Source organism: Myxococcus xanthus (assembly GCF_013116825.1).
In the GTDB taxonomy this organism is placed as follows: Bacteria; Myxococcota; Myxococcia; order Myxococcales; family Myxococcaceae; genus Myxococcus; species Myxococcus xanthus_B.
Window position 1 is genome coordinate 52286 of the sequence record NZ_JABFNS010000030.1, and the last position, 18753, is coordinate 71038.

The following is an 18753-nucleotide window of genomic DNA, read 5'->3' on the forward strand; positions in this document are numbered from 1 at the left end:
GATTTCTTGAGAGAGGGCCTATCGCCCCCCGGGCCGGCCTCTTAATCCACCGGAGACAATGAGAGCGCATTCGCCCGGGGGATTCGTGACGAGCATTGGTGAGCGTCTGCCTTCTATCTCCGCGTCCAAGGTCCGGACCGCGGCGGACCTGAGCTCCGCCCGTGCGTTCGTGGACCTGCTCGGCTCGGTGATTCCGGCCCAGCGTGCCGCGCCGGTCGCTGCTGCCCGCCACTACAACATCGAGTCCCTGGGCCCCTCCAACGCCATGCAGCAGGCGGCCCATGCGAGGGAGGTACTCCCCTCCCTGCTGGGCCTGCTGACCGATGAGCGCATGGCGCGCTGCGTCGACGAGGCCTACCGGGAAATCTTCCAGGGAGACCGGTGGCCGCGCGGACCGGAGCGGTCCAAGTGGCTGGGCTTCGCGCGTGAGCTTCGCGCCAACGACCCCAAAATCACCGCCGAGCAGGTGCGCGCTGCCATCGCGAACGAGCTGCGGCTCGAGCGGGACGGGCTGGATGTCGCGACGGTCGAGAACATCGACCTGTACATCTCCGGAGCCATCGGCTGGGTGACCTGGTGCTACGAGGGGGTGTCGCGTGACGCCACCGAAGAAGACATGCACCAGTGGCGCGCCTTCGCCGCCGAGAAGAAGCGGGAGAACCCCGATATCCAGCCGGACGAACTCAGGTACGCCATTATCGACGCGGTGCGGGCGAAGGTGATGATGCTGGACTCGACGTCACCGGAGAACGTCGACAAGTTCATCGATGACGCCGTGAAGTGGGTCACGCTCTGCTACCAGGGCAAGGAGCGTCATGCTTCCCCTGCGGAGATGACGTACTGGCGCGCCTTCGCGGCGGAGAAGCTGCGGGAGGACCCGGAGATGTCTCCCGTGGCGCTCAAGTACGCCATCACCGATACCCTCCGCGCGAAGATGACAGGCACGGACTCCGCGTCGCCCGCGAACATCGAACGGTTCATCGAAGACGCCATCGGGTGGGTCTCGATGTGTTACGAGGGCAAGACGCGTCACGCCTCCCCGGCGGAGATGGCGCACTGGCGTGCCTTCGCCACCGCGAAGCTCGCCGAGAACCCGAAGATGACGCCGGAAGAGCTCAGGCACGCCATCACCGACGCCATCCGGGCACAGGCGTTGGGGATGGACACCCTGTCTCCCGCGAACATCGATGACTTCATCATGGAGGCCATCGGCTGGGTGTCGCTGTGCTACCTGGGAGCGGCCCGCGCCCCCACGCCCGAGGAGATGCAGTCCTGGCGCGCCTTCTCGGTGGAGAAGCGGCGGGAGAACCCGGACATCACCCCGGAGGAGCTCAAGTACGCCATCCGGGATGCTGTGCGTATCGAGCTGACGGGCATGAGCAAGCCCGCGGCGCTCAACATCGAGCGCTTCATCCGGGAGGCCTACGAATTCATGTTCCACGCCTACCGGGGGATGCCGGCGAACATGAAGCGCGAGCCGACGCCGCGAGAACTGCACGAGTGGCAGCAGTTCGCCCGGGCCCGACTCCGGGAGGAGCCGAAGCTGTCGAGCGAGGAGCTCAACTCTTACCTGCTCGACAGCCTGCGAACGGCGCTGGCCAACCAGTGACGGAGGCCACTGCCTCGCGACCAGCGGTTTTCGTCCTCCTCGCCGGGGGCGTCCGCGTCAAGAGCCCCTGTTGGTGCCGGCGCGCATGACGGCGGCCGCGGCCCGGTGGGTTTGCCACTCCTGGCGTTACCACCGGGCCTTGCCGTAGCGCCCGACCCAGAAGCCCTCGCCGGAAATCGTACGGGTGAAGTGAGGGGAAAAAATCCCGCCCTCCGTTCGGGTGGCAAGACGCCCACGACGGCCCGTTCCAATGCCACGCTCACTTGGGGACTCGACTCCGCCATGCGCCGGATGCGCCTCACCGACGCCGACACGCGGCTGCGCATCATCGTCTGGGGTGCAGCCCTGCCGTAGTCGTCCGGCCTCCCTGAATCGCGGAGCGCATGGCCTCCCAGGGGGGCGCCTCACGTTCGCCACCTCACTTGCCGCGGGAGGGACCTTTCGATGACCATGAATGCACCTCGGAGGAACTTCCACGTGGAGCCACGACACAGGCCGGCACAGGCCATGGTCTCTCTCCCCTCGGACGTGCTGGAGCGGCTGCGAGAGGACCTGGCCCGTGCGGTGGCCCGGGTGTGTCCGCCTCGGATGGCCGATCGCCGCGATGACCTGGTGCAGACGGCCATGATGCGCGTCATGGAGTTGCAGCGGCGCGAGCCGGACCGCAGCCGGTTGACCTCCGCATACCTGTACCGCGTCGCATACACGGCGCTGGTGGACGAGTTGCGCAACGTCTCACGCCGCCGTGAGGTCCAACTGGAAGAGGTGGAGTCGCTGCCCGAGCCGCCGGTGGCGTCGGGTGACCCGGAGAAGGCCGCGGGCGGCTCCCAGATTGCCCAGGCCGTGCGCGACTGTCTGCGCAAGCTGGTCCAGGACCGCCGGCTGGCGGTGACGCTGTTCCTGCAAGGCCACAGCGTGCCGGAGTCCGCGCGGCTGTTGGGCTGGGACGACAAGCGCACCGAGAACCTCATCTACCGCGGCCTGGCCGCGCTGCGCCTGTGCCTCTCCACGAAGGGATTCGAGCCGTGAGCGAGCGAGGACGCGACGAGATGAATCCCGATGAGGCCACCGTCGAACGTCTGCGCGCCGCCGTGCGTGCGGAGGAGCCGGTGGAGCGCGCGGAGGCGCCGGTGGATGCGGACCTCGTCTGGCGCGCGGTGAGCGGCGAGCTGCCCGCGGAGGAGCGCCGCGCGGTCGTCGAGCGTGTGGCGGCGGACCCGGCCTGGGCGGCGGCCTGGCGGCTCGCGAATGAACTGACTCGCTCCGCCGCGGAGGCCACACCTTCCGAGGAACCCTCAGCGGACAGTTCGCGCAGCCGGCGACGAGACGGTGACGCGCGGCAGAAGCGCCGCTTCCGCTTCGCGTGGAGCCAACCCCTGTGGGGCGCGGCGGCGACCGCGGCCCTGGCCCTCATCGTCGTGGGCGTGGTGATGCACGAAGAGCCCGAGCCGCCGCGGCTGCGTGGCGGCGACACGGCGGCGGTCGCCTCCCAGGTACCGGAGGCGGTGCCTCTCAAGCGCGACGCCTGTGTGCTGCGCTGGAGCGGCGGCCCCGAGGGAACCCGTTGGTCGGTGCGGTTGTCCACGGAGGACCTGAGTTGGGTCCACCGCGTGGACTCGCTGGAGACGCGTGAGTACCGGGTGCCCGCCGAGGTGCTGGCGCCGTTGCATCCGGGAACGACGTTGCTGTGGCAGGTGGAAGCGCGTTTGCCGGACGGGCAGGTGCTTCGCGGCGCCACGTTCGTCAACCGGTTGGAGTGAAGCGCGCGGTCCGAAGTCCAAGTGGGACCTCATGAGAACGGAGCTGGGCATGAAGACACGGCGGTGGATGCGAGCAGGGCTGGTGGCGCTCCTGATGGGGGTGGTCGGTGGGGCAGGGCAGGCCTGGAGCCAGCCGGCTCCTGTCACCCGCGCGGTGAAGACGTCCTTCAGCTACGGCGAGGCGGGGGACCTGGTGGTGGCCTCGGTAGTGGAGACGGGAGTCCGCACGGGCCAAAGCCAGTCCGTGACGCTCCAGCTCCTCGACCACTCCGGTGCCGTCGTCGCGCAGACCACGGGAGTGGTGGGCCAGGAGACTCCCCTGCGCCTGACCTACCGGGCCCCCACCGCGACCCCGGTGTTCGCGCGCGCCATCGCCACGGTGAGCGCGGAAACCCTCTCCGCGGCGGCGGTGACGGTGGAGCGTTGGTCCGTTGCGGAGCCGGCCTCCTGGACCGGAGCCCTCGTTTGCTATTTCGAGCTGGTTCCGATGCCCAGGCCTCCGCCTCCTCCCCCGGGGCCGGTGACGCTCAAGTGCGAGCCCGTCGACCCGCCGCCTCCGCCCACTCGCTGACGTGCCGCTCCGGACGCACCGGTCCGAATGCAGCAACAGAAGGCTCCTCTCCTTCCTGATGGGGGCCATTCTCTCGGTGTGTCCGGCCCTGGCCTTCTCCGCGGCGTCAGGCCGTCCCCAGCCTCCCTCGCTCGAGTCATGCCGGGAGCGCTTCGCCTCGCGGCCAGAGGGCCGGGAGGCGGCGATGTGCTTCTACCAGTGTGCCCAGGTCGCTTCTGCTCGTGACGCGGTGGTGCGCGAGCTGACGGCCTTGATGGAGCGTCACCCCGAGCAGGGCTGGCTGCCCCTGGTGCTCGGGCATGTCGGGATGCTGTCCAGCGGCAAGGAGGCGGAAGGTCCCTATCTTCGCGCGGCGCAGACGTTCCGCCGACTCCAGGACGCGGAGGGCGAGGTGTTGGCGGCCATCAACCTGCGCGCCATCCTCCTGGCTCAAAAACGAACCGAGGAGGCCTGGGATTGGACGCGGCGCGTGGTGGAGGTGGCGAGCGCCTCGGGCCGGCCGGAGCTCCACGCACGCGCGCTCATCATCGAGGCCAGCCAGCTTTATGAGGTAGAGCTCGACCTGGGCCGGGCCTTCCGTGTGCTCAAGCGCGCCGAGCCGCTCGTTTTCCCGGACGGCGCGGAAGGGCTGAAGAAGCAGTACCTGTCCGTCATGAGCACGGTGAGCGAGCGGCTGGGCCGGTTGGAGGAGGCCTTGGACGTCAATGCCCGGCTGGTGGAGTTGACCCGGAGCACGGGCGACCTCTTCCTGGAAGCGCATGCGCGCTTCACGCTCGCCAACGTCGCGCTCCGGCGGCTCGAGCGTGACCATGCGCCGGCGGACCGGGGGCGAGCGTTGGAGTTGGCGCGGCAGGCCCTGGCCGCCGCGGAGAGGGCGGGGAACCCGACGCTGGTGGCCCGGGCGGTGCGTCTCACGGCGGACCTGTTGGGAGACACCCCGGAGGAGCGCCGTGAGGCGGACGCGCTCCTGGAGCGCTGCATGGCGCTCGCGGAGTCGCTGGATTCGGACGAGCGGCGGCTGGCGTGTCTCTGGACGCGCGCGGAGCGGCGGGCAGGCGTGGACCCGGCCGGAGCCATTCAGGACTCGGAGGCGTCACTGCGACTGGTCTCCGAAGGAAACGACCCGCTGTTCCATGCGCTGGCCCTTCGAGGCCGCAGCACGGTGGCATACCGGACACAGCCTTTGCCGCAGGCCCTGGAGCATGCCGAGCGCGCCCTGGACGCGCTGGAGGCCCTGCGCCAGACGCAGCGTGACGCCTCCAGCCAGGCGGAGCTGTTCGCCACGTGGGCCCGCGACTACCACCGGCTCGCGGGGTGGACGTTGGAGGCTGGCGGGGCGACGGGCAAGCCCGCCACGCTTCCCTTCAGGGAGGCTGTGTCGCGGGCCTTCGCCGTGAGCGAACGGCTCCGGGCGAGGACGCTGCTCGATGCCCTGGTCGCCTTCCGTGCACGCGCGTACTCCGGGGACACGCCCGAGCGCAGGGCGCAGCGAAGCGAGGTGCAATCGCGGCTGGTGGTGGTCCAACGCCAGCTCTTGGACCCGTCGCTGACGAGCGCTGGACGCGAGGCGGCCCTGAATGAACTCCAGGAGTTGGAGCACCGTGAGCGGGACCTGCGCCCAGCGCCTCACAAGAGTGTGCAGGAGTTCGCCTCACTGGCGTCCGTGGAGAAGGGGCTGAGGGCGGATGAAGCGCTGCTGGTCTTCCTCGTGGGGGACGACGAGGACCTCTCCGGAATCTCGGCGGGTGGTGCGTGGCTGTTCGTGGTGACAGGGGAGGGAACCCACGTCCATCGCATCCCAGAGCGCACGCGGCTCGCGGCGGCGGCCACGTTGTTCTCAGGGCTCGTCGAGCGCAGGGATGACTCCGAGCGCGGCGCGGCGGTGGCGCTGTATGCGCAGCTGCTCGGCCCGGCGCTCGCGGGGTTGCCACCCACGGTTCGACGGCTGCTGTTGGTTCCGGACGGGCCGCTGCATGACCTGCCCTTCGCCGCGCTGCGGGAGCGCCGGGATGGGCCACCACTGGTCGCTCGCTACGAACTGGCCCTGGTGCCCTCGGCGAGCTTGTGGCGGCACTGGCACGGGGAGTCCCCATTCACGCCTATCGGTGATGCGCTGGTGCTGGCGGACCCTGAGTGGGCCCTGGGACAGGGGGGGGCGCGGCCCGCGGCACGCTCTCGGGCTGGAATCTTCGACGAGGCTGCCCAGCTCGGCGCGCTGCCCGAGGCTCGTCGCGAAGGGCTCGGGGTGGAGCGGGAGCTTCGAGACACCCGCGTCGTCCCCCGGCTGTTGATGGGCACGGAAGCCTCTGAGCGCGCGCTCAAGCGCGCGGACACGGACCTGCCGCTGCTCCGGGTTCTGCACCTGGCGGCGCACGCCGTGGTGGACGCCGAAGCGCCGGAGCGCTCCGCGCTCGTGCTCGCCCCGGGCTCGGAGGACGAGGACGGCATTCTCCAGCCGCGCGAAATCACCCAGCTGCGTCTCGATGGCGCGCTGGTGGTGCTGTCCGCGTGCCGCAGCGCCTCCGGAGCGGTGCTGCCGGGAGAGGGCGTGCTGAGCCTGGCGCGGGCCTTCTTCGAGGCGGGCTCGAACGCGGTGGTGGCCAGCTTGTGGCCGTTGCGCGACGAGGAAGCGGCGGACCTGGTGGAGCATTTCTACCGGCATCTGGCCAAGGGCTTGAGTGTCTCCGCGGCGCTGCGGGCCGCACAGCTCGAGGCCATCGACGCGGGGCTTCCACCCGCGGCCTGGGCAGGGCTGGTGGTGCTCGGCGACGCCGCGCTGGTGGTCGCCGCGCCTCGCGAGGAGGGGGCGCCCCTGGTGTCTGGACTGGCTGGGGCGCTTGTCATTGCCGCGGCGCTCCTCGGGCTCCTCGCGTTGCGGCGCGGGGCCGTTCGCGCTCCGAACGTTCCACGCCAGTGAGGCGCGCGGGAGATGCCCGAGGTCACCGGTTCAGCGGTCGATGAGTTCGCTGGCCGTCTTCTTCACATGCGCGTCGGCGATGAAGCACGGGACCGACGTCGAGGCGTCAGACCTTGCGCGGCCCCACCAGCCGCCACGCGAGGGGCAGCAGCACGGCGGCGATGGCGGCCTTGAGGAGCCCTCCAGGAAGGAAGGGAGTGAAGCCGACGCCAAGGGCCTTGGCCACGCCGAGCCGGGCGGACAGGGCAAGCCAGGGCAGGCCGACAGCGAAGACGGCCAGCTGCCCCACGGCAAAGAGCGGCAGCGCGGTCCACGGCCGCCGGTCGAATCCACGCTGCGCCGCGAGCCCCACCAGGAAGGCCGCTGGAACGAAGCCGACCAGGTAGCCACCGGTTGCCCCCAGGATGCGCTCCAGGCCGCTGGCGCCTTCCGCGAAGAACGGCAGGCCCACCGCGCCCATCAGGAGGTACAGGAGCTGCGCGGCCATGCCTCGCACGGGGCCGAGCGCCGCGGCGGCGACGATGACGCCCAGGGACTGTCCCGTGATGGGAACGGGCGAGCCCGGGACTGAAACGGAGACCTGCGCGAGCCCCGCCGTGAGCAGCGCGCCGCCGAGCACGAGCGCCACGTCGTAGGCCCGGGAACGCGTGAGCGCATCGGCGAGCACGCGGGGGCGGGGGCGGGCAGTGGCGGCGAGCGTCAGGCGGAGCCTCCAGAATCGGACACCGCGAGGGCACGGCGCGCCGCTGGGGTACACGCTCACGTCTCGAGGTGCAACGCCGGAGAAACCCGCATTCCTCCGTCGAGTCTGCTCCGAGGCGCGCATGGGCGGCGTCGATAACACCGCGATGAGACAGCCATGACGCGAGGCGGCACGTTTGCGCGGGGCACCGCGTGCCAGGAAGGGCTGCGTGCCTGCGCGGTGGTGGAGTACAAACGAAGTGATGCGGGGCTTGTACGCATGGTGCCTCCTGCGTGAGCCCCCGCGCGGAAGGACACCACGACATGAACGCAACCCGCTGGTTTGGACTCGCTTCCCTGACCCTGCTGCTGGCCTCGAACGCCTTCGCCGAGGACAAGGCTCCGGCTGCGACGAACGCCGCCGTCGGCCGGTGGACGACCATCGATGACGAGACGAAGAAGCCCAAGTCAGTCATCGCCATCTACGAGGAGAACGGCAAGCTGTACGGGAAGATCGAGAAGCTCTTCCGCGAGCCCAAGGAGGAGCAGAACCCGCTCTGCGACAAGTGCGAGGGCTCGCTGAAGAACCAGCCCATCATCGGGATGACCATCCTTCGCGACCTGAAGAAGGATGATGACGAGTGGTCCGGCGGGAGCATCCTCGACCCGGCGAATGGCAAGACCTACAAGTGCAAGGTTGCCGTCGAGGATGGCGGCAAGAAGCTGAAGGTCCGCGGCTACGTCGGCATGTCGTTGCTGGGCCGCACCCAGTACTGGGTCCGCGCCGAGTAGCACCTTCGGTGGACGGCGGAAGCGGGCACTTCCCGCTTCCGCTCGCCGTGCCTACTCCGAGCCCTGCTGTGTCTCACCCGCGCCATCCGCGGACACGGGCGTCGGAGCGCCGTGAGGCCGCGTGGTGGGGCTGGTGGCGGCGCCACCACCGGGCCGCAGCGCATTCTGTCCCAGGCGCGAGAAGTTGATGGAGTTGCTCAGGATGCGCACCGCCTCCTGGTCCGCGTGGAAGCCCATGGAGTTCTCCGCCTCCACGAAGTCCAGGTAGAACTGGGCACGCTTCTGCATGTCGCGCGCCTTGGCGAGCGCCTCCTCGGGCAGCCCCGCCTTCTGGGCGGACTCGAGGTCGTGGATGAGGTCCACCAGCGCGTCCATGGCGATGTTCCGCGTCTCGAAGGTGCGCGTCTGGATGGTCTCCGCGCGCTGGAGCAGCTCCGCCTCGCTCCACTTGTGGCACGTCTGGCACGCGCGGTTGATGTTCAGCAGCGGGCTGCGCACGTGGTGGTCGCTGACCTTCATCGCCCCTTCACGCATGAACGGCATGTGGCAGTCCGCGCAGGCCACGCCGCTCTTCGCGTGGATGCCCTGGTTGTACAGCTCGAACTCGGGGTGCTGCGCCTTCAGCACCTTGGCGCCCGTGAGCTTGTGCGTCCAGTCGGAGTGCCCGTCCTCGTCGTAGTAGGCCATGATCTGGTCGATGTTGATGCCCTTGGCCCAGGGGTACGTGAGGCGCTTCTCCTTGCCCTTGAAGTAGTACTCGACGTGGCACTGCCCGCACACGTACGTGCGCATCTCCTGGCGCGTCGCGTCCTGATTCACCCGGAAGTTGGGAACGCCCTGGCTGGCCTTGAGCGCGGCGATGCCCTCGATGAAGCCAGGCCGCGTCACGCGCAGCTGCATCGTGGTGGGGTCGTGACAGTCGATGCATGAGACGGGGTGCTCCACCAGCTTGCGCGCCTCCATGAAGGGCATCTGGTTCATCTTCTCGAAGCCCTTGATGAGGTCGCCGTCGCCGAGCTTCTTGTAGGGCACGTACACGCTGGCGTGGCAGTGGATGCAGGTGCCCGGCTGCTGCGTCACGTGCTGGCGCTCGGTGTAGACCTGGTCGTCCAGCATGTGCGCGTGGCCGCGCTCCTCGCGGAAGTCGGTGGCGAAGGCGTAGCCGCTCCACATCGTCACCAGCCGAGGGTCCTCCTCGAGCCGGCTCTGCGCGACGACGGTGCGAGGGTCCGCCTGGGACGGCGTGCGCGCCACGGCCTCACTGCCGCCATAGCGGGTGCGCTGCTGGTCCACCGTGCGCTTGTAGCTGTCGTACTGCAGCGGGAAGTTCCGCCCCCACACCTCCGGGTCGGTGATGGTGTCGTCCAGTTCCACCACCCGGTAGAAGGGATTCTTCGCCTCCTGCTTGCGCTCCATGATGTTGACCAGGAGCGCGGTGACGCCAGCAGCGGCCAGGGCAGCAGCCACCGCCACGGCAATCACCAGCTTGACGCCGCTGAAGCGCCGTTGCTTCTCGGGCTCGGTCATCGTTCAACCTCCTGATGGATGAGTTCGGGGTTCCCGGAGCCTTCGGGGTGCCCCACGGAGTTGTGGCAGGTGAGGCACTGCAGCGAGTCCGCGTGGGGCGTTTCGATGCTCTCCACGAGGCTGGCGTGGCAGTTCCGGCAAGCGCTCTCCGTCACCTGCCGGTTGGCGGGGCGGATGCGGATGGGGTCCGGGAAGGTGCCGGTGGTGAAGTAGAAGGAGTGCCAGAAGCCGTTGCTCGCCTTGTTGAGGTACTTGGGCACCAGCGCCGCCGGCGTGTGGCAGTCGTTGCAGGTCGCCACCGCGTGGTGGCTGCTCTTGCGCCAGCCATCGTACTGCTCGGTCATGATGTGGCAGTTGGCGCAGGCGGCTGGGTCGTCCTGCAGGTAGGCCGCGCCTTTCGCGTACGCGAAGGTGTAGCCACCGATGCCAATGGCCGAGCCCAGGGCGAGCCCCAGGGCCACTGCCAGGAGTGTGCGAGAGGCCGAGGACACGCGGAACACCGTAGCAACGGTTGTGCGGACGGCCAGCCCCATCTCGCAATCGCGCATGAATTTCCGCGCCGTTTGGGCGGCCGGAGCCGAGTCACGGAATTTTTGCGCCCATGTGGGAGGCACGCAGCATTTGCGTCGCGAAACACGCGCGGTGAAACCTCTGGGCCCGTGCCTCGAACCTGCGAGGCACGGGCCCGGAGGTTCACGCTCCACTCAGCGGTAGTACGGAGACAGCGCGCTCGAGATGCGTGTCACCAGCTCCTCGGTCAGCACCTGCTACTCAGGGGGCAGCGACGACAGGCTCGTGTTGAGCGTGCCGCGCAGATCGCGCAGCAGCACGTGCGCGCCGAGTGATTGCCGGGCCTTGAGGACGTCCAACAGGGGCATCCGGTGTTGGAGCAAAGGGACGCCTGCAGTGCGTCCCCCAGCAGGGACTGCGACTGGGGACTACCCCGCACCGCGCAAGCGCCATCCTGGCACCGGCGCCGACAGGCCCGTCATGACAGGAATGTCATGGCAACCCCGACTTTGAGGCCCAGGGTGTGTCGGAAACCCTCGGAAACCCTCGGAAACACCGGGGGTATGGGTTGGCGCGGTCGTTGCTGATGCGGGGGCACTGTCTACCCACCCCCAAGGAGCAACGCCCCATGCAGAACTCCAGGTCCTGGCTCGCGGCTGTCGCGGCTGTCGCATTCGTCACGACGGGCTGTGATTCCGATGAAGCTCCCGATGCGAAGAAGGTCGCCGACATCGCCGCCTCCCGGTCGGCGGAGACGCTGCGAGGCGTCAGCAGCAGCATGAAGACCGTGAGCGGCCTGTCGACGCTCAATGGCCTGGACGACGCGATGGCGCTGTTCGGTGCGGGCTTCGAGGGCGTGCCGCTCCCCGGGCTGCCGGTGGGTGACGAAGGCGAGGCGCTGTCCACCTTGTTCGACGCGGATGAAATGGACGCGCAGGCGGACGAACTGGAGCGGTTCCTGCGCGAGCGCGTCTTTACCGAGGCCAACGTGGAGTCCACGGAGGACAACGCCACCGTCTTCCGCTTGAAGGGCGAGCAGATCTGCACGGACGGCAGGGAGCCTGCGGACGCGGACTGTGTCCGCTTCGTGGATGATGCGCAGCTGCGCGTTCGCGCGACGAACCTGGGGGACGACTCCCTGGAGCTGGAGTTGCTCATCGGCGCGAAGCGCGCGGAGCCGCTGGCGCTGCGCTTCCTGCCGAAGGCCGTCTCGCTGGTGGTGGACCTGGGCGGCTTGAAGGGGGCGGTGGAGCAGCTCGACGCCGAATCTGCCGGGTTCCTGCCGAAGGTGATGGTGGGGCAGGTCGAGCTCAAGGTGTCGAAGGAGGGCGAGTCGCACTGGATGGTCAGCGCCTCCATCCTGGACGCGCTGCGGCTGGAGCTGGCGCTGGAGGGGAGCACCTTCGCGTTCTCCTCCGCGCGGGCCACGCCGCTCGTGGCGTTCGAGGCGGACGGGCAGGCGAAGCGCGCGCGCTTCTCGCTGGACTTGAACACCACGGAGGTTCGTCTCCCGTACACGGGGCTGGCGCCGTCGCTGCGTGGCAAGGATTGGACGGTGTCCCTGGCCGGCATCTCGTACTCCGTCGAGGCGACGGAGAATCAGACGGACTTCGTGGTGAAGAACCTGGGGCTTGGCGACGCGCAGACCCACCTGAGCCTGGGGAACGACAAGCTCTTCTCGCTGGACCTCAATGAGCAGTCGGGTCGGCACTTCGACGTGACGCTGACGCGCGGGGCGGACGGCGCGCCGCTGCTGAAGGTGCAGCCGGAGTTCGACCTGGTGACGCGCTTCTACCTGGCGCCGCTGAAGGCGGACCTCGCGTCGGAGATTCCCGCGGCGTATGAGGACGCGACCTATCGGCTGCGTCTCAGCGGGGGCGCGGGTGGTCCGAGCCTGCGCGCGGCGCCCGCCAACAGCGCCACGGGCTTCAAGGGCGGCCTGCAGGTGGTGACGGGCGAGCTGCTGCTCTCCGCGAATGACTCGCAGGTCGTCGTCGCCCAGGGGCAGTGCCTGGTGGGGGCGGAGCCGGCTTCAGAGAACGATGCTTCGCTGTTGTCGTACCTGCGGCAGGGCAGCTGCGAGTAGTCCTTCAACTCGTCGATGCCGCACGTGAGGGCCGCGCCCATTCCAAGGGGGGCGCGGCCCTCGTTTTTTCAGCGCGTTGCTCCAGGAGTAGGCCCTCACGAGGCCACGAAGCCGTGGCCCCGGACCTTGTCTGGCGTGGTGCCTGTCATCCGCCGGAACATGGCGATGAAGGCGGAGGCGCTGCTGTAGCCCAGGTCGAGCGCGATGGCCTCCACGGAGTGGCCCTGCTCCAGCCTCGCGAGCGCCTTGACCACGCGCAGCCGCTGGCGCCACTCGCTGAACGACAGCCCCAGGTGCTGCTGACAGCGGCGCTCCAGCGTCCGCTCCGTGGTGTGCAGCACCCGCGCCCACTCGGCCAGGGAGCGCTCATCCTCCGGGTGCTGCTCGAGCGCCGTGAGGACCGGCTCCAGGAGCGAGTCATCGGACATGGGCAGGTAGCTCCCATGGGTGGGGGCCCGCGTCAGCTGGTCGATGAGCACCCGGAACAGCCGGCGCTCGGCGCTCGTGCGCGGCTGCGCCAGCTCATGCGCGCGGAGGTGCTCCAGCAATGACTTCACCAGGGGGCTCACCGCCAGCGCGCACGTCGTCTTGGGCATGCCCCGGCACCACGCCTGCGCGAGGTAGAGCGAGCAGTGGCTCGCCGCGAAGCGGTTCATGCCCCGGTGCTCCACGTCAGGGGGAAGCCAGATGCCGTACTGCGGTGGTGCCAGGTAGTGGCTGCCTGCCAGCTTGAGCTCCATCACCCCGCTGAACGCGTAGACGAACTCACCCCAGGGGTGCCGATGCCGGGGGTACGTCGCCGCGGCAGGCAGGCTCGCCGTCCGGAAATACACGGGGTGTGGAAGCTTTGTGGTGAAAGGAACCTGGAGCTGCCTCGCCATGGCGCCTTCTCGGGATGGGTTGTCGGAATCTCGCTATATCAATCAGCCCCGCCATGCGCAGGATGTTCGCATGAGTTCTCACCGGAAACCCGCGGACGGCTTCGCGCTCGCGAGCATGCTCGCGTTGTGCGCCGTCTGGGGCATGCAGCAGGTGGCCGTCAAGCTGGCCGCTCCCCACATCCCCTCCATGATGCAGATGGCGGTGCGCTCGGGTGTGGGCGCGCTGCTCGTGGGGCTGTTGTGCTGGGTGCGCGGCGAGCGAGGGCTCTTGCGCCGTGGCCCCTGGCGTCCAGGGCTCGTGGTGGGCGCGCTCTTCGCGCTGGAGTTCCTCTTCGTCGGCGAGGGGCTGCGCCACACCCACGCGTCACACATGGGCGTCTTCCTCTACACCGCGCCCATCTTCGCCGCCCTGGGCCTGCACTGGCTCGTGCCTGCCGAGCGGCTGCGGCGCACGCAGTGGTTGGGCATCGCCGTGGCGTTCGCGGGCATCGCGCTGGCCTTTGGCGGTGGCTGGCTCCAAGGCGACATCAGCCCGGGCGTTCTCTGGGGCGACGCGCTGGGGCTGCTGGCAGGACTGGCCTGGGGAGCCACCACGGTGGCCATTCGCGTGTCGGCGCTGTCTGATGCGCCCCCCACCCAGACGCTCCTCTACCAACTGGTGGGCGGCGTCGCGCTCCTGCTGCCGGTGTCCCTGCTCACCGGTCAGGCCGGCCCGATTTCAATGGCGCCCATTGCCTGGGCAAGTCTGTTGTTTCAGGGCGTCATCGTCTGCTTCGCCAGCTACCTCACCTGGTTCTGGCTCCTGCGCCGCTATCTTGCCTCCAACCTGTCGGTCTTCTCCTTCATGACGCCGCTGTTTGGCGTCAGCGCGGGCATCCTGGTGCTGAATGAGCAGGCGGATGGCTTCTTCGCCGTGGGGGCCGTGTTGGTGCTCACCGGGATTCTCATCGTCAGTGGTTCGAGCCTGCTTCGGCATCAGCCCTCGCTGAAGACGGGGACGACCTGAGCTTTCCTCGCCGGGGGGGGCCACGGACTCCCCGGGGCGGAGGCCGCAGCCGGACTGCTGCGCGTTGTACCAGGCACCACTCAAGTTCATGGGCATGACGCCCGTGCCAAACTGGAGGGGTTCGGTAGGGTCATGAGGCCGGGCGCCGATACATGAGGTCGGTGCGCAGCGCGTACTTGCGGCCCTGGGTGACGGTGGCGCCCTCGTGAAGCAAGCGGTGATTGAAGAGCAGCGCGCTGCCCGTGCGTGGCGTCACGGAGTGCCCCAGCGACAGGAAGTTCGTCGCGCCTCCGCCCGGACATTCATTGAGGTAGACCATGAAGGTGAGGAGGCTCCGCTCGTCTCGAGTCCTCACGAAGGCGCCGTCGAAATGCGGGGCGAAGTACTCGCCCACGTCATACCGGTAGCAGCGCAGGCGCTCATTGGCACCACAGAGCGTCCACTCGTGTTCGAGCCGGTGCGGCACATGCGGAGCGGCACGCTCGAACAACATCTGCGCCAAGGGGGCGTCGTCGAACATCACCCGGGAGTTGTTCCGGATGTCGGGGCGCATCACGAAGCCCGCGGAGGTGGTGATGGGGGCCGCCGTGGGCCCCTCTGCTTCAATCCGTTCGATGAGCGCGGCGCACTCCTCAGCGCTGAGCAGGTCACCCAGGACGATGACGAGCGGGTTGTGCGTACCGAGCACATCATCCGGGTTGGGCAGGACGGGCGTCATGGTCATCGGGAGGCGGAATGAGGGGGCGGCCACGGCCGGGCCGTGGGGCGGACTCTATCCCGGTTGACCCGCGAGCAACCGGGCGACGGCACCTGGCATCCATCCACGGGGTGACGCCTGGGTGACTAGGTTCTCGCCGGAAGGCGGGCGCGGGTCAGGGAGGTTCATGCATGCCGGCGGTCCATCACAGGACGGTGGAAGTGGAGGGCCTCGAGATCTTCTACCGCGAGGCCGGGCCCGAGGATGCTCCGGTGGTGCTCTTGCCGCACGGCTATCCGTGCTCGTCATTCCAGTTCCGCAACCTGCTGCCAGCGCTCGCGGACGCATGGCGGCTCATCGCGCCGGACGCGCCGGGCTTCGGGTACAGCGCGACGCCGGAGCCGAGCCGCTTCAGCTACACGTTTGACGGGTACGCACGCTTCCTGGAGCGGTTCGTGGAGACGCTGGGGCTCAGGCGCTACGCGCTGTACCTGCATGACTACGGCTCGCAGTTTGGCTTCCGGCTGGCACTGCGCGCGCCCGAGCGAGTCGCGGCGCTCGTCATCCAGAACGGCGACATCTACGTGGACCAGTTCGGGCCGAAGTACCGGATGCTGAAGGAGTCCTGGGCGAATCCGACGCCAGAGCACCGAGCGAAGTTGATGGCCGCGGTGAGTGAGGAGGGCTTCCGGGACGAGTTCATCGGCGAGATTCCCGAGTGCCTCGTCGACCGCGTCAGCCCGGACCTGTGGACGTTGTCCTGGTCCCTGGTGGAGCGCTTCGGCCGGAAGGAGAACCTGGTCCACCTGCTGGAGGACCAGCGCACGACGCTGGCGTGGATGTCCCGCTATCAGGCGTATCTGCGCGAGCATCAACCCCCGACCTTGATTCTGTGGGGGCCCCACGACGGCTACATGCCGGAGGGCGCCGGACGCGCGTACCTTCGAGACGTTCCGAACGCCGAGCTGCACGTCCTGGACGCGGGACACTGGGCGCTGGAGACGCACCTGGACGAAATCGCGTCCCACATGCGGGGCTTTCTCCAGCGCGTACATTCGGTGCACAGGGAGAGCAGCGCCTACCTTTTGTGAAAGCCGCGAGCGGTTTCGTCGGTGAACTCGAAACGCTACGCTGAGGTCCATGAAGGTGAACCGAATCGTCCTCGTGTCGGGCCCGTCAGGTGCTGGCAAGTCCACCGTGGCACGTGGACTCGCGGAGCAGTCTCCCCTGGAGCGTGCGGTCCACCTGCATGCCGACGACTTCTATGCCTACATCCGCAAGGGGGGGCTGGCGCCCTGGCTGCCGGAGTCCCACGCTCAGAACACCACGGTGATGACGGCGCTGGCGGCGAGCGCGGCGAGTTATGCCGTGGGCGGGTATGAGGTCATGGTCGACGGCGTCATCGGCCCTTGGTTCTTCGAGCCCTGGCTTGTCGCCGCCCGGACACATCGGCTCGACTTGCGCCTCATCGTCCTGCTTCCGGGCGAAGCGGAGACGGTGGCGCGTGCCACGAGACGTGTCCACGCGGACGCACTCACCGACGCAGACGTGGTGCGCAACATCTGGCGCGGCTTCCGCGAGGTTGCCCTCCCTGAGGGGCATGTGCTCGACACCAGCAGTCAGGACGCCGCGGAGACCGTGGGCGCCGTTCGCCGTGGGTTGACGGACGGGCGCTTCCGGCTGGAGTCACCGTAGGGCCTCGGTGCGTTCAGCGCGTTCGTTGGCCCTCCAGCAGGCCTTCAATCGTTCCAGGTCCGCTGTGACGGCTTCCGCGTCCCGACGAAACGCCTCGGCGGACATGTCGCGGCGGCGGCGGATGATGCGCCTCATGTGCAGGCGCATCATCCCGCAGCATCTCAGTACATGAAGTTCAACGCGACGATGTCGGAAGGGGTGAACTCACCGTCGGGGCCAGACGGGTAGCAGGTATTCATGATGGACCCGCCCGGCGTTGCCCCCGTCGGCGTTCCGGGGATGTGCAATGCGCCCGCGCCCGTCGGCTCCATCGCGCCACTGCCACAGCTGATGCTCGGGTTGAAATGGTCTGTGTGGCGGAGGCCCAGCGTGTGGCCCAGCGCATGGGTGATGACATGCTCATTCAAGTCTACGCCGTAGCTGTTCAGGCCGGTGCCAATCGAAATCGCCCCATAGGGAAGTCCTCCTGAGGGAAAGCCCGCGACGTGACCACTCCCCGCCATGGTTTTCGCGGTGATGTTCGCGGTACAGCCGGTGGCCGGGCCTCGAACAAAGGTAATCCTGAGTCCCAAGGCATTGTAGTTGGCGAGTGCCATATCGAGACCTTGGACGAGCCGGACATGGCTCCGGAACTCCGTCGTGGGATTGACGCAAATCCTCGTCACGCTGGAGCCGACGATGTTGGTCGCCATGTAGTGTTCTTGGCTTCCCTCTCCGCGCTGGAGCATCTCCCGGGAGGCCGTGAGTGGCACATGTGCGTCGCCCCCGACGTAGACGGCGTCATCGACGACGGTGATGTCGTCGGGGTGGAACCCTGCCTCGGTCAGATTGGAGCGGAGTTCAGCGTTCCCAGCATGTGAGTCGGGCCCGCAGCCGGACAGCAATGCGCCACAGTTCAACATCAGGACTGCCGCTCTCTTGAACATGGTTCGATGGGCTCCTGTCGTGAATCGGGTTTCTGCGCTGCTCGCTCGAGCAAAGCATGGCGGAGGTCGAGGCGGCACCGTGCCTGGCCACTCCCTTGGTGACTCCCGTCACCCATCAGGCAGGGCGCTGACCATGACGTGCTGGTGCGGCTTCCCAGACACAGGCACGGGGCTTGCTGTGGATTGTGGAGATGTGTCTCTCCAGCCTCGTGCTCACGTGGGGCCTTTCCCTCCAGGAAGGTGCCGCGCCTTCACCGCCCAAGCCCGTCACGGTGATGACCTACAACGTCCTCTACTCCGCTCCCGAGGAGGACGTGCAGAAGTCGCTCGATGTCATCGAGAAGGAGGCGCCCGATATCCTGTGCCTGCGCGAGCTGACGCCGAGGTTCGTCAGGGCTTTTCGGAAACGACTGGGGAAGCAGTTCCCCCACGTGTGGTTGGCGCCGCGAAAGGGAACCTGGGGTGTGGGTATCGCCAGCCGGTATCGGCTGCTGCGAACGGAGCACTTCCCACAGACGCCACATCGGATGCCCGCGCTGGAGGCGGAGGTCCGGCTCGGTGAGCACCTGGTGAAGGTGGCCTGTGTGCACCTGATGGCGCCAGGTGCCAGGCATGAGCGGGCAGATGACCTGCTCACTTCCATGGAGAAGAACGCGGTGCTTCGGCATCGCCAGGCGGAGGCGCTGGTGCGGCGCTATGCGCGATGGCGAGGACCGGTCCTGGTGCTGGGGGACATGAATGAAGGCCGCTCAGGCGAGGCCATGAAGGCCTTCGCCTCCGCGGGTTTCCAGCACGCTTGTGACGGACCAGACGCCGACTGCGGTGCCACATGGCCTGGTTCTGCCTCATAGCGGGGTGCGGATGAAGGGAGCAGGCGGAGGGTGTTGACGGAGTGAGGAGGTATCGCCTGCTATGTCCGGTACGCATTCGCTCGACCTGCGCGAGCGTGTCATCGCAGCCTGGCAAGAGGGCGAGGGCAAGAGTGCCATCGCCCGTCGCTTCATGCTTGGTTATGCCACGGTGCGTCGTTACATCGCGCGCTTCGAGGTAACCGGCAGCGTTTGTGCGCGCCCCCATGGGGGCGGGGCCCCTCGC

At 68.3% G+C, this 18753-nt stretch carries 19 protein-coding genes; 13 read left to right on the plus strand and 6 right to left on the minus strand.

Annotated elements, in window-relative coordinates; translation table 11 throughout:
* Window positions 1-85: 85 nt before the first annotated feature.
* The 6 genes from HNV26_RS11385 (at window position 86) to HNV26_RS11410 (ending at window position 6857) form a co-directional block, all read left to right on the plus strand.
* Window positions 86-1609, plus strand: a complete 1524-nt coding sequence (locus HNV26_RS11385; protein WP_366816845.1) for a hypothetical protein — start codon at window positions 86-88, stop codon at window positions 1607-1609.
* A 189-nt stretch (window positions 1610-1798) separates the two neighbouring features.
* The gene (locus HNV26_RS11390) at window positions 1799-1963 is read left to right on the plus strand and encodes a hypothetical protein (protein ID WP_171439936.1); all 165 of its coding nucleotides are present in this window, start codon (window positions 1799-1801) and stop codon (window positions 1961-1963) included.
* A 153-nt stretch (window positions 1964-2116) separates the two neighbouring features.
* Window positions 2117-2638 carry an RNA polymerase sigma factor gene (locus HNV26_RS11395; protein ID WP_090489884.1) on the plus strand — a complete coding sequence of 174 codons (522 nt, stop codon included), beginning with the start codon at window positions 2117-2119 and terminating at the stop codon, window positions 2636-2638.
* Window positions 2635-3369, plus strand: a complete 735-nt coding sequence (locus HNV26_RS11400) for a hypothetical protein (protein WP_366816846.1) — start codon at window positions 2635-2637, stop codon at window positions 3367-3369. The genes HNV26_RS11395 and HNV26_RS11400 overlap by 4 nt, the downstream gene beginning before the upstream one ends.
* Window positions 3370-3400: 31 nt before the next feature.
* Window positions 3401-3940 (plus strand): hypothetical protein, encoded by a 540-nt coding sequence (locus HNV26_RS11405; protein ID WP_253816468.1) that lies wholly within the window; start codon window positions 3401-3403, stop codon window positions 3938-3940.
* 58 nt (window positions 3941-3998) lie between these two features.
* Window positions 3999-6857: a CHAT domain-containing protein gene (locus tag HNV26_RS11410; protein WP_301338427.1), complete on the plus strand. Its 2859-nt coding sequence runs from the start codon at window positions 3999-4001 to the stop codon at window positions 6855-6857.
* A gap of 106 nt (window positions 6858-6963) precedes the next feature.
* On the opposite strand, the gene HNV26_RS11415 is transcribed toward HNV26_RS11410, so the two are convergent.
* Complete coding sequence (locus HNV26_RS11415; RefSeq protein ID WP_366816847.1) at window positions 6964-7524, minus strand: biotin transporter BioY; 561 nt, start codon at window positions 7522-7524, stop codon at window positions 6964-6966.
* Between the two features lie 338 nt (window positions 7525-7862).
* On the opposite strand from HNV26_RS11415, the gene HNV26_RS11420 reads away from it, so the two are divergent.
* Complete coding sequence (locus HNV26_RS11420; protein ID WP_011552285.1) at window positions 7863-8330, plus strand: DUF2147 domain-containing protein; 468 nt, start codon at window positions 7863-7865, stop codon at window positions 8328-8330.
* Window positions 8331-8381: 51 nt separating this feature from the next.
* Here the strand turns inward: HNV26_RS11420 and HNV26_RS11425 are convergent, their stop codons facing one another.
* Together HNV26_RS11425 and nrfH are read right to left on the minus strand one after the other, a co-directional pair.
* A complete protein-coding gene (locus HNV26_RS11425; protein WP_171439939.1) occupies window positions 8382-9857 on the minus strand; it encodes an ammonia-forming cytochrome c nitrite reductase subunit c552 in 1476 nt (491 codons plus the stop codon).
* Window positions 9854-10357: a cytochrome c nitrite reductase small subunit gene (nrfH, locus tag HNV26_RS11430; protein ID WP_140870680.1), complete on the minus strand. Its 504-nt coding sequence runs from the start codon at window positions 10355-10357 to the stop codon at window positions 9854-9856. The genes HNV26_RS11425 and nrfH overlap by 4 nt, the downstream gene beginning before the upstream one ends.
* 638 nt (window positions 10358-10995) lie before the next feature.
* Here nrfH and HNV26_RS11435 point away from each other — a divergent pair.
* Window positions 10996-12453, plus strand: coding sequence for a hypothetical protein (locus tag HNV26_RS11435; protein ID WP_253816469.1), 1458 nt, complete (start codon window positions 10996-10998; stop codon window positions 12451-12453).
* A gap of 95 nt (window positions 12454-12548) precedes the next feature.
* Here HNV26_RS11435 and HNV26_RS11440 read toward each other — a convergent pair whose 3' ends face one another.
* A complete protein-coding gene (locus tag HNV26_RS11440; protein ID WP_366816848.1) occupies window positions 12549-13286 on the minus strand; it encodes an AraC family transcriptional regulator in 738 nt (245 codons plus the stop codon).
* A gap of 118 nt (window positions 13287-13404) precedes the next feature.
* Here HNV26_RS11440 and HNV26_RS11445 point away from each other — a divergent pair, with 118 nt between their 5' ends.
* Entirely contained in the window at window positions 13405-14340 is a 936-nt protein-coding gene (locus HNV26_RS11445) for a DMT family transporter (RefSeq protein ID WP_171439942.1), read from the plus strand.
* 130 nt (window positions 14341-14470) lie between these two features.
* Here HNV26_RS11445 and HNV26_RS11450 read toward each other — a convergent pair whose 3' ends face one another.
* Complete coding sequence (locus HNV26_RS11450) at window positions 14471-15058, minus strand: prolyl hydroxylase family protein (RefSeq protein ID WP_253816470.1); 588 nt, start codon at window positions 15056-15058, stop codon at window positions 14471-14473.
* Window positions 15059-15228: 170 nt separating this feature from the next.
* Here HNV26_RS11450 and HNV26_RS11455 point away from each other — a divergent pair, with 170 nt between their 5' ends.
* Together HNV26_RS11455 and HNV26_RS11460 are read left to right on the plus strand one after the other, a co-directional pair.
* Window positions 15229-16128, plus strand: a complete 900-nt coding sequence (locus HNV26_RS11455) for an alpha/beta fold hydrolase (RefSeq protein WP_171439944.1) — start codon at window positions 15229-15231, stop codon at window positions 16126-16128.
* A 49-nt stretch (window positions 16129-16177) separates the two neighbouring features.
* Window positions 16178-16732 carry an AAA family ATPase gene (locus HNV26_RS11460; protein WP_171439945.1) on the plus strand — a complete coding sequence of 185 codons (555 nt, stop codon included), beginning with the start codon at window positions 16178-16180 and terminating at the stop codon, window positions 16730-16732.
* Between the two features lie 161 nt (window positions 16733-16893).
* Here the strand turns inward: HNV26_RS11460 and HNV26_RS11465 are convergent, their stop codons facing one another.
* Entirely contained in the window at window positions 16894-17658 is a 765-nt protein-coding gene (locus HNV26_RS11465; protein WP_171439946.1) for a M57 family metalloprotease, read from the minus strand.
* A gap of 191 nt (window positions 17659-17849) precedes the next feature.
* On the opposite strand from HNV26_RS11465, the gene HNV26_RS11470 reads away from it, so the two are divergent.
* Together HNV26_RS11470 and HNV26_RS11475 are read left to right on the plus strand one after the other, a co-directional pair.
* Window positions 17850-18509 (plus strand): endonuclease/exonuclease/phosphatase family protein, encoded by a 660-nt coding sequence (locus HNV26_RS11470; protein WP_253816471.1) that lies wholly within the window; start codon window positions 17850-17852, stop codon window positions 18507-18509.
* A 61-nt stretch (window positions 18510-18570) separates the two neighbouring features.
* Window positions 18571-18753 (plus strand): helix-turn-helix domain-containing protein (locus HNV26_RS11475; RefSeq protein WP_171439947.1); only part of this gene is annotated, 183 nt, incomplete at its 3' end.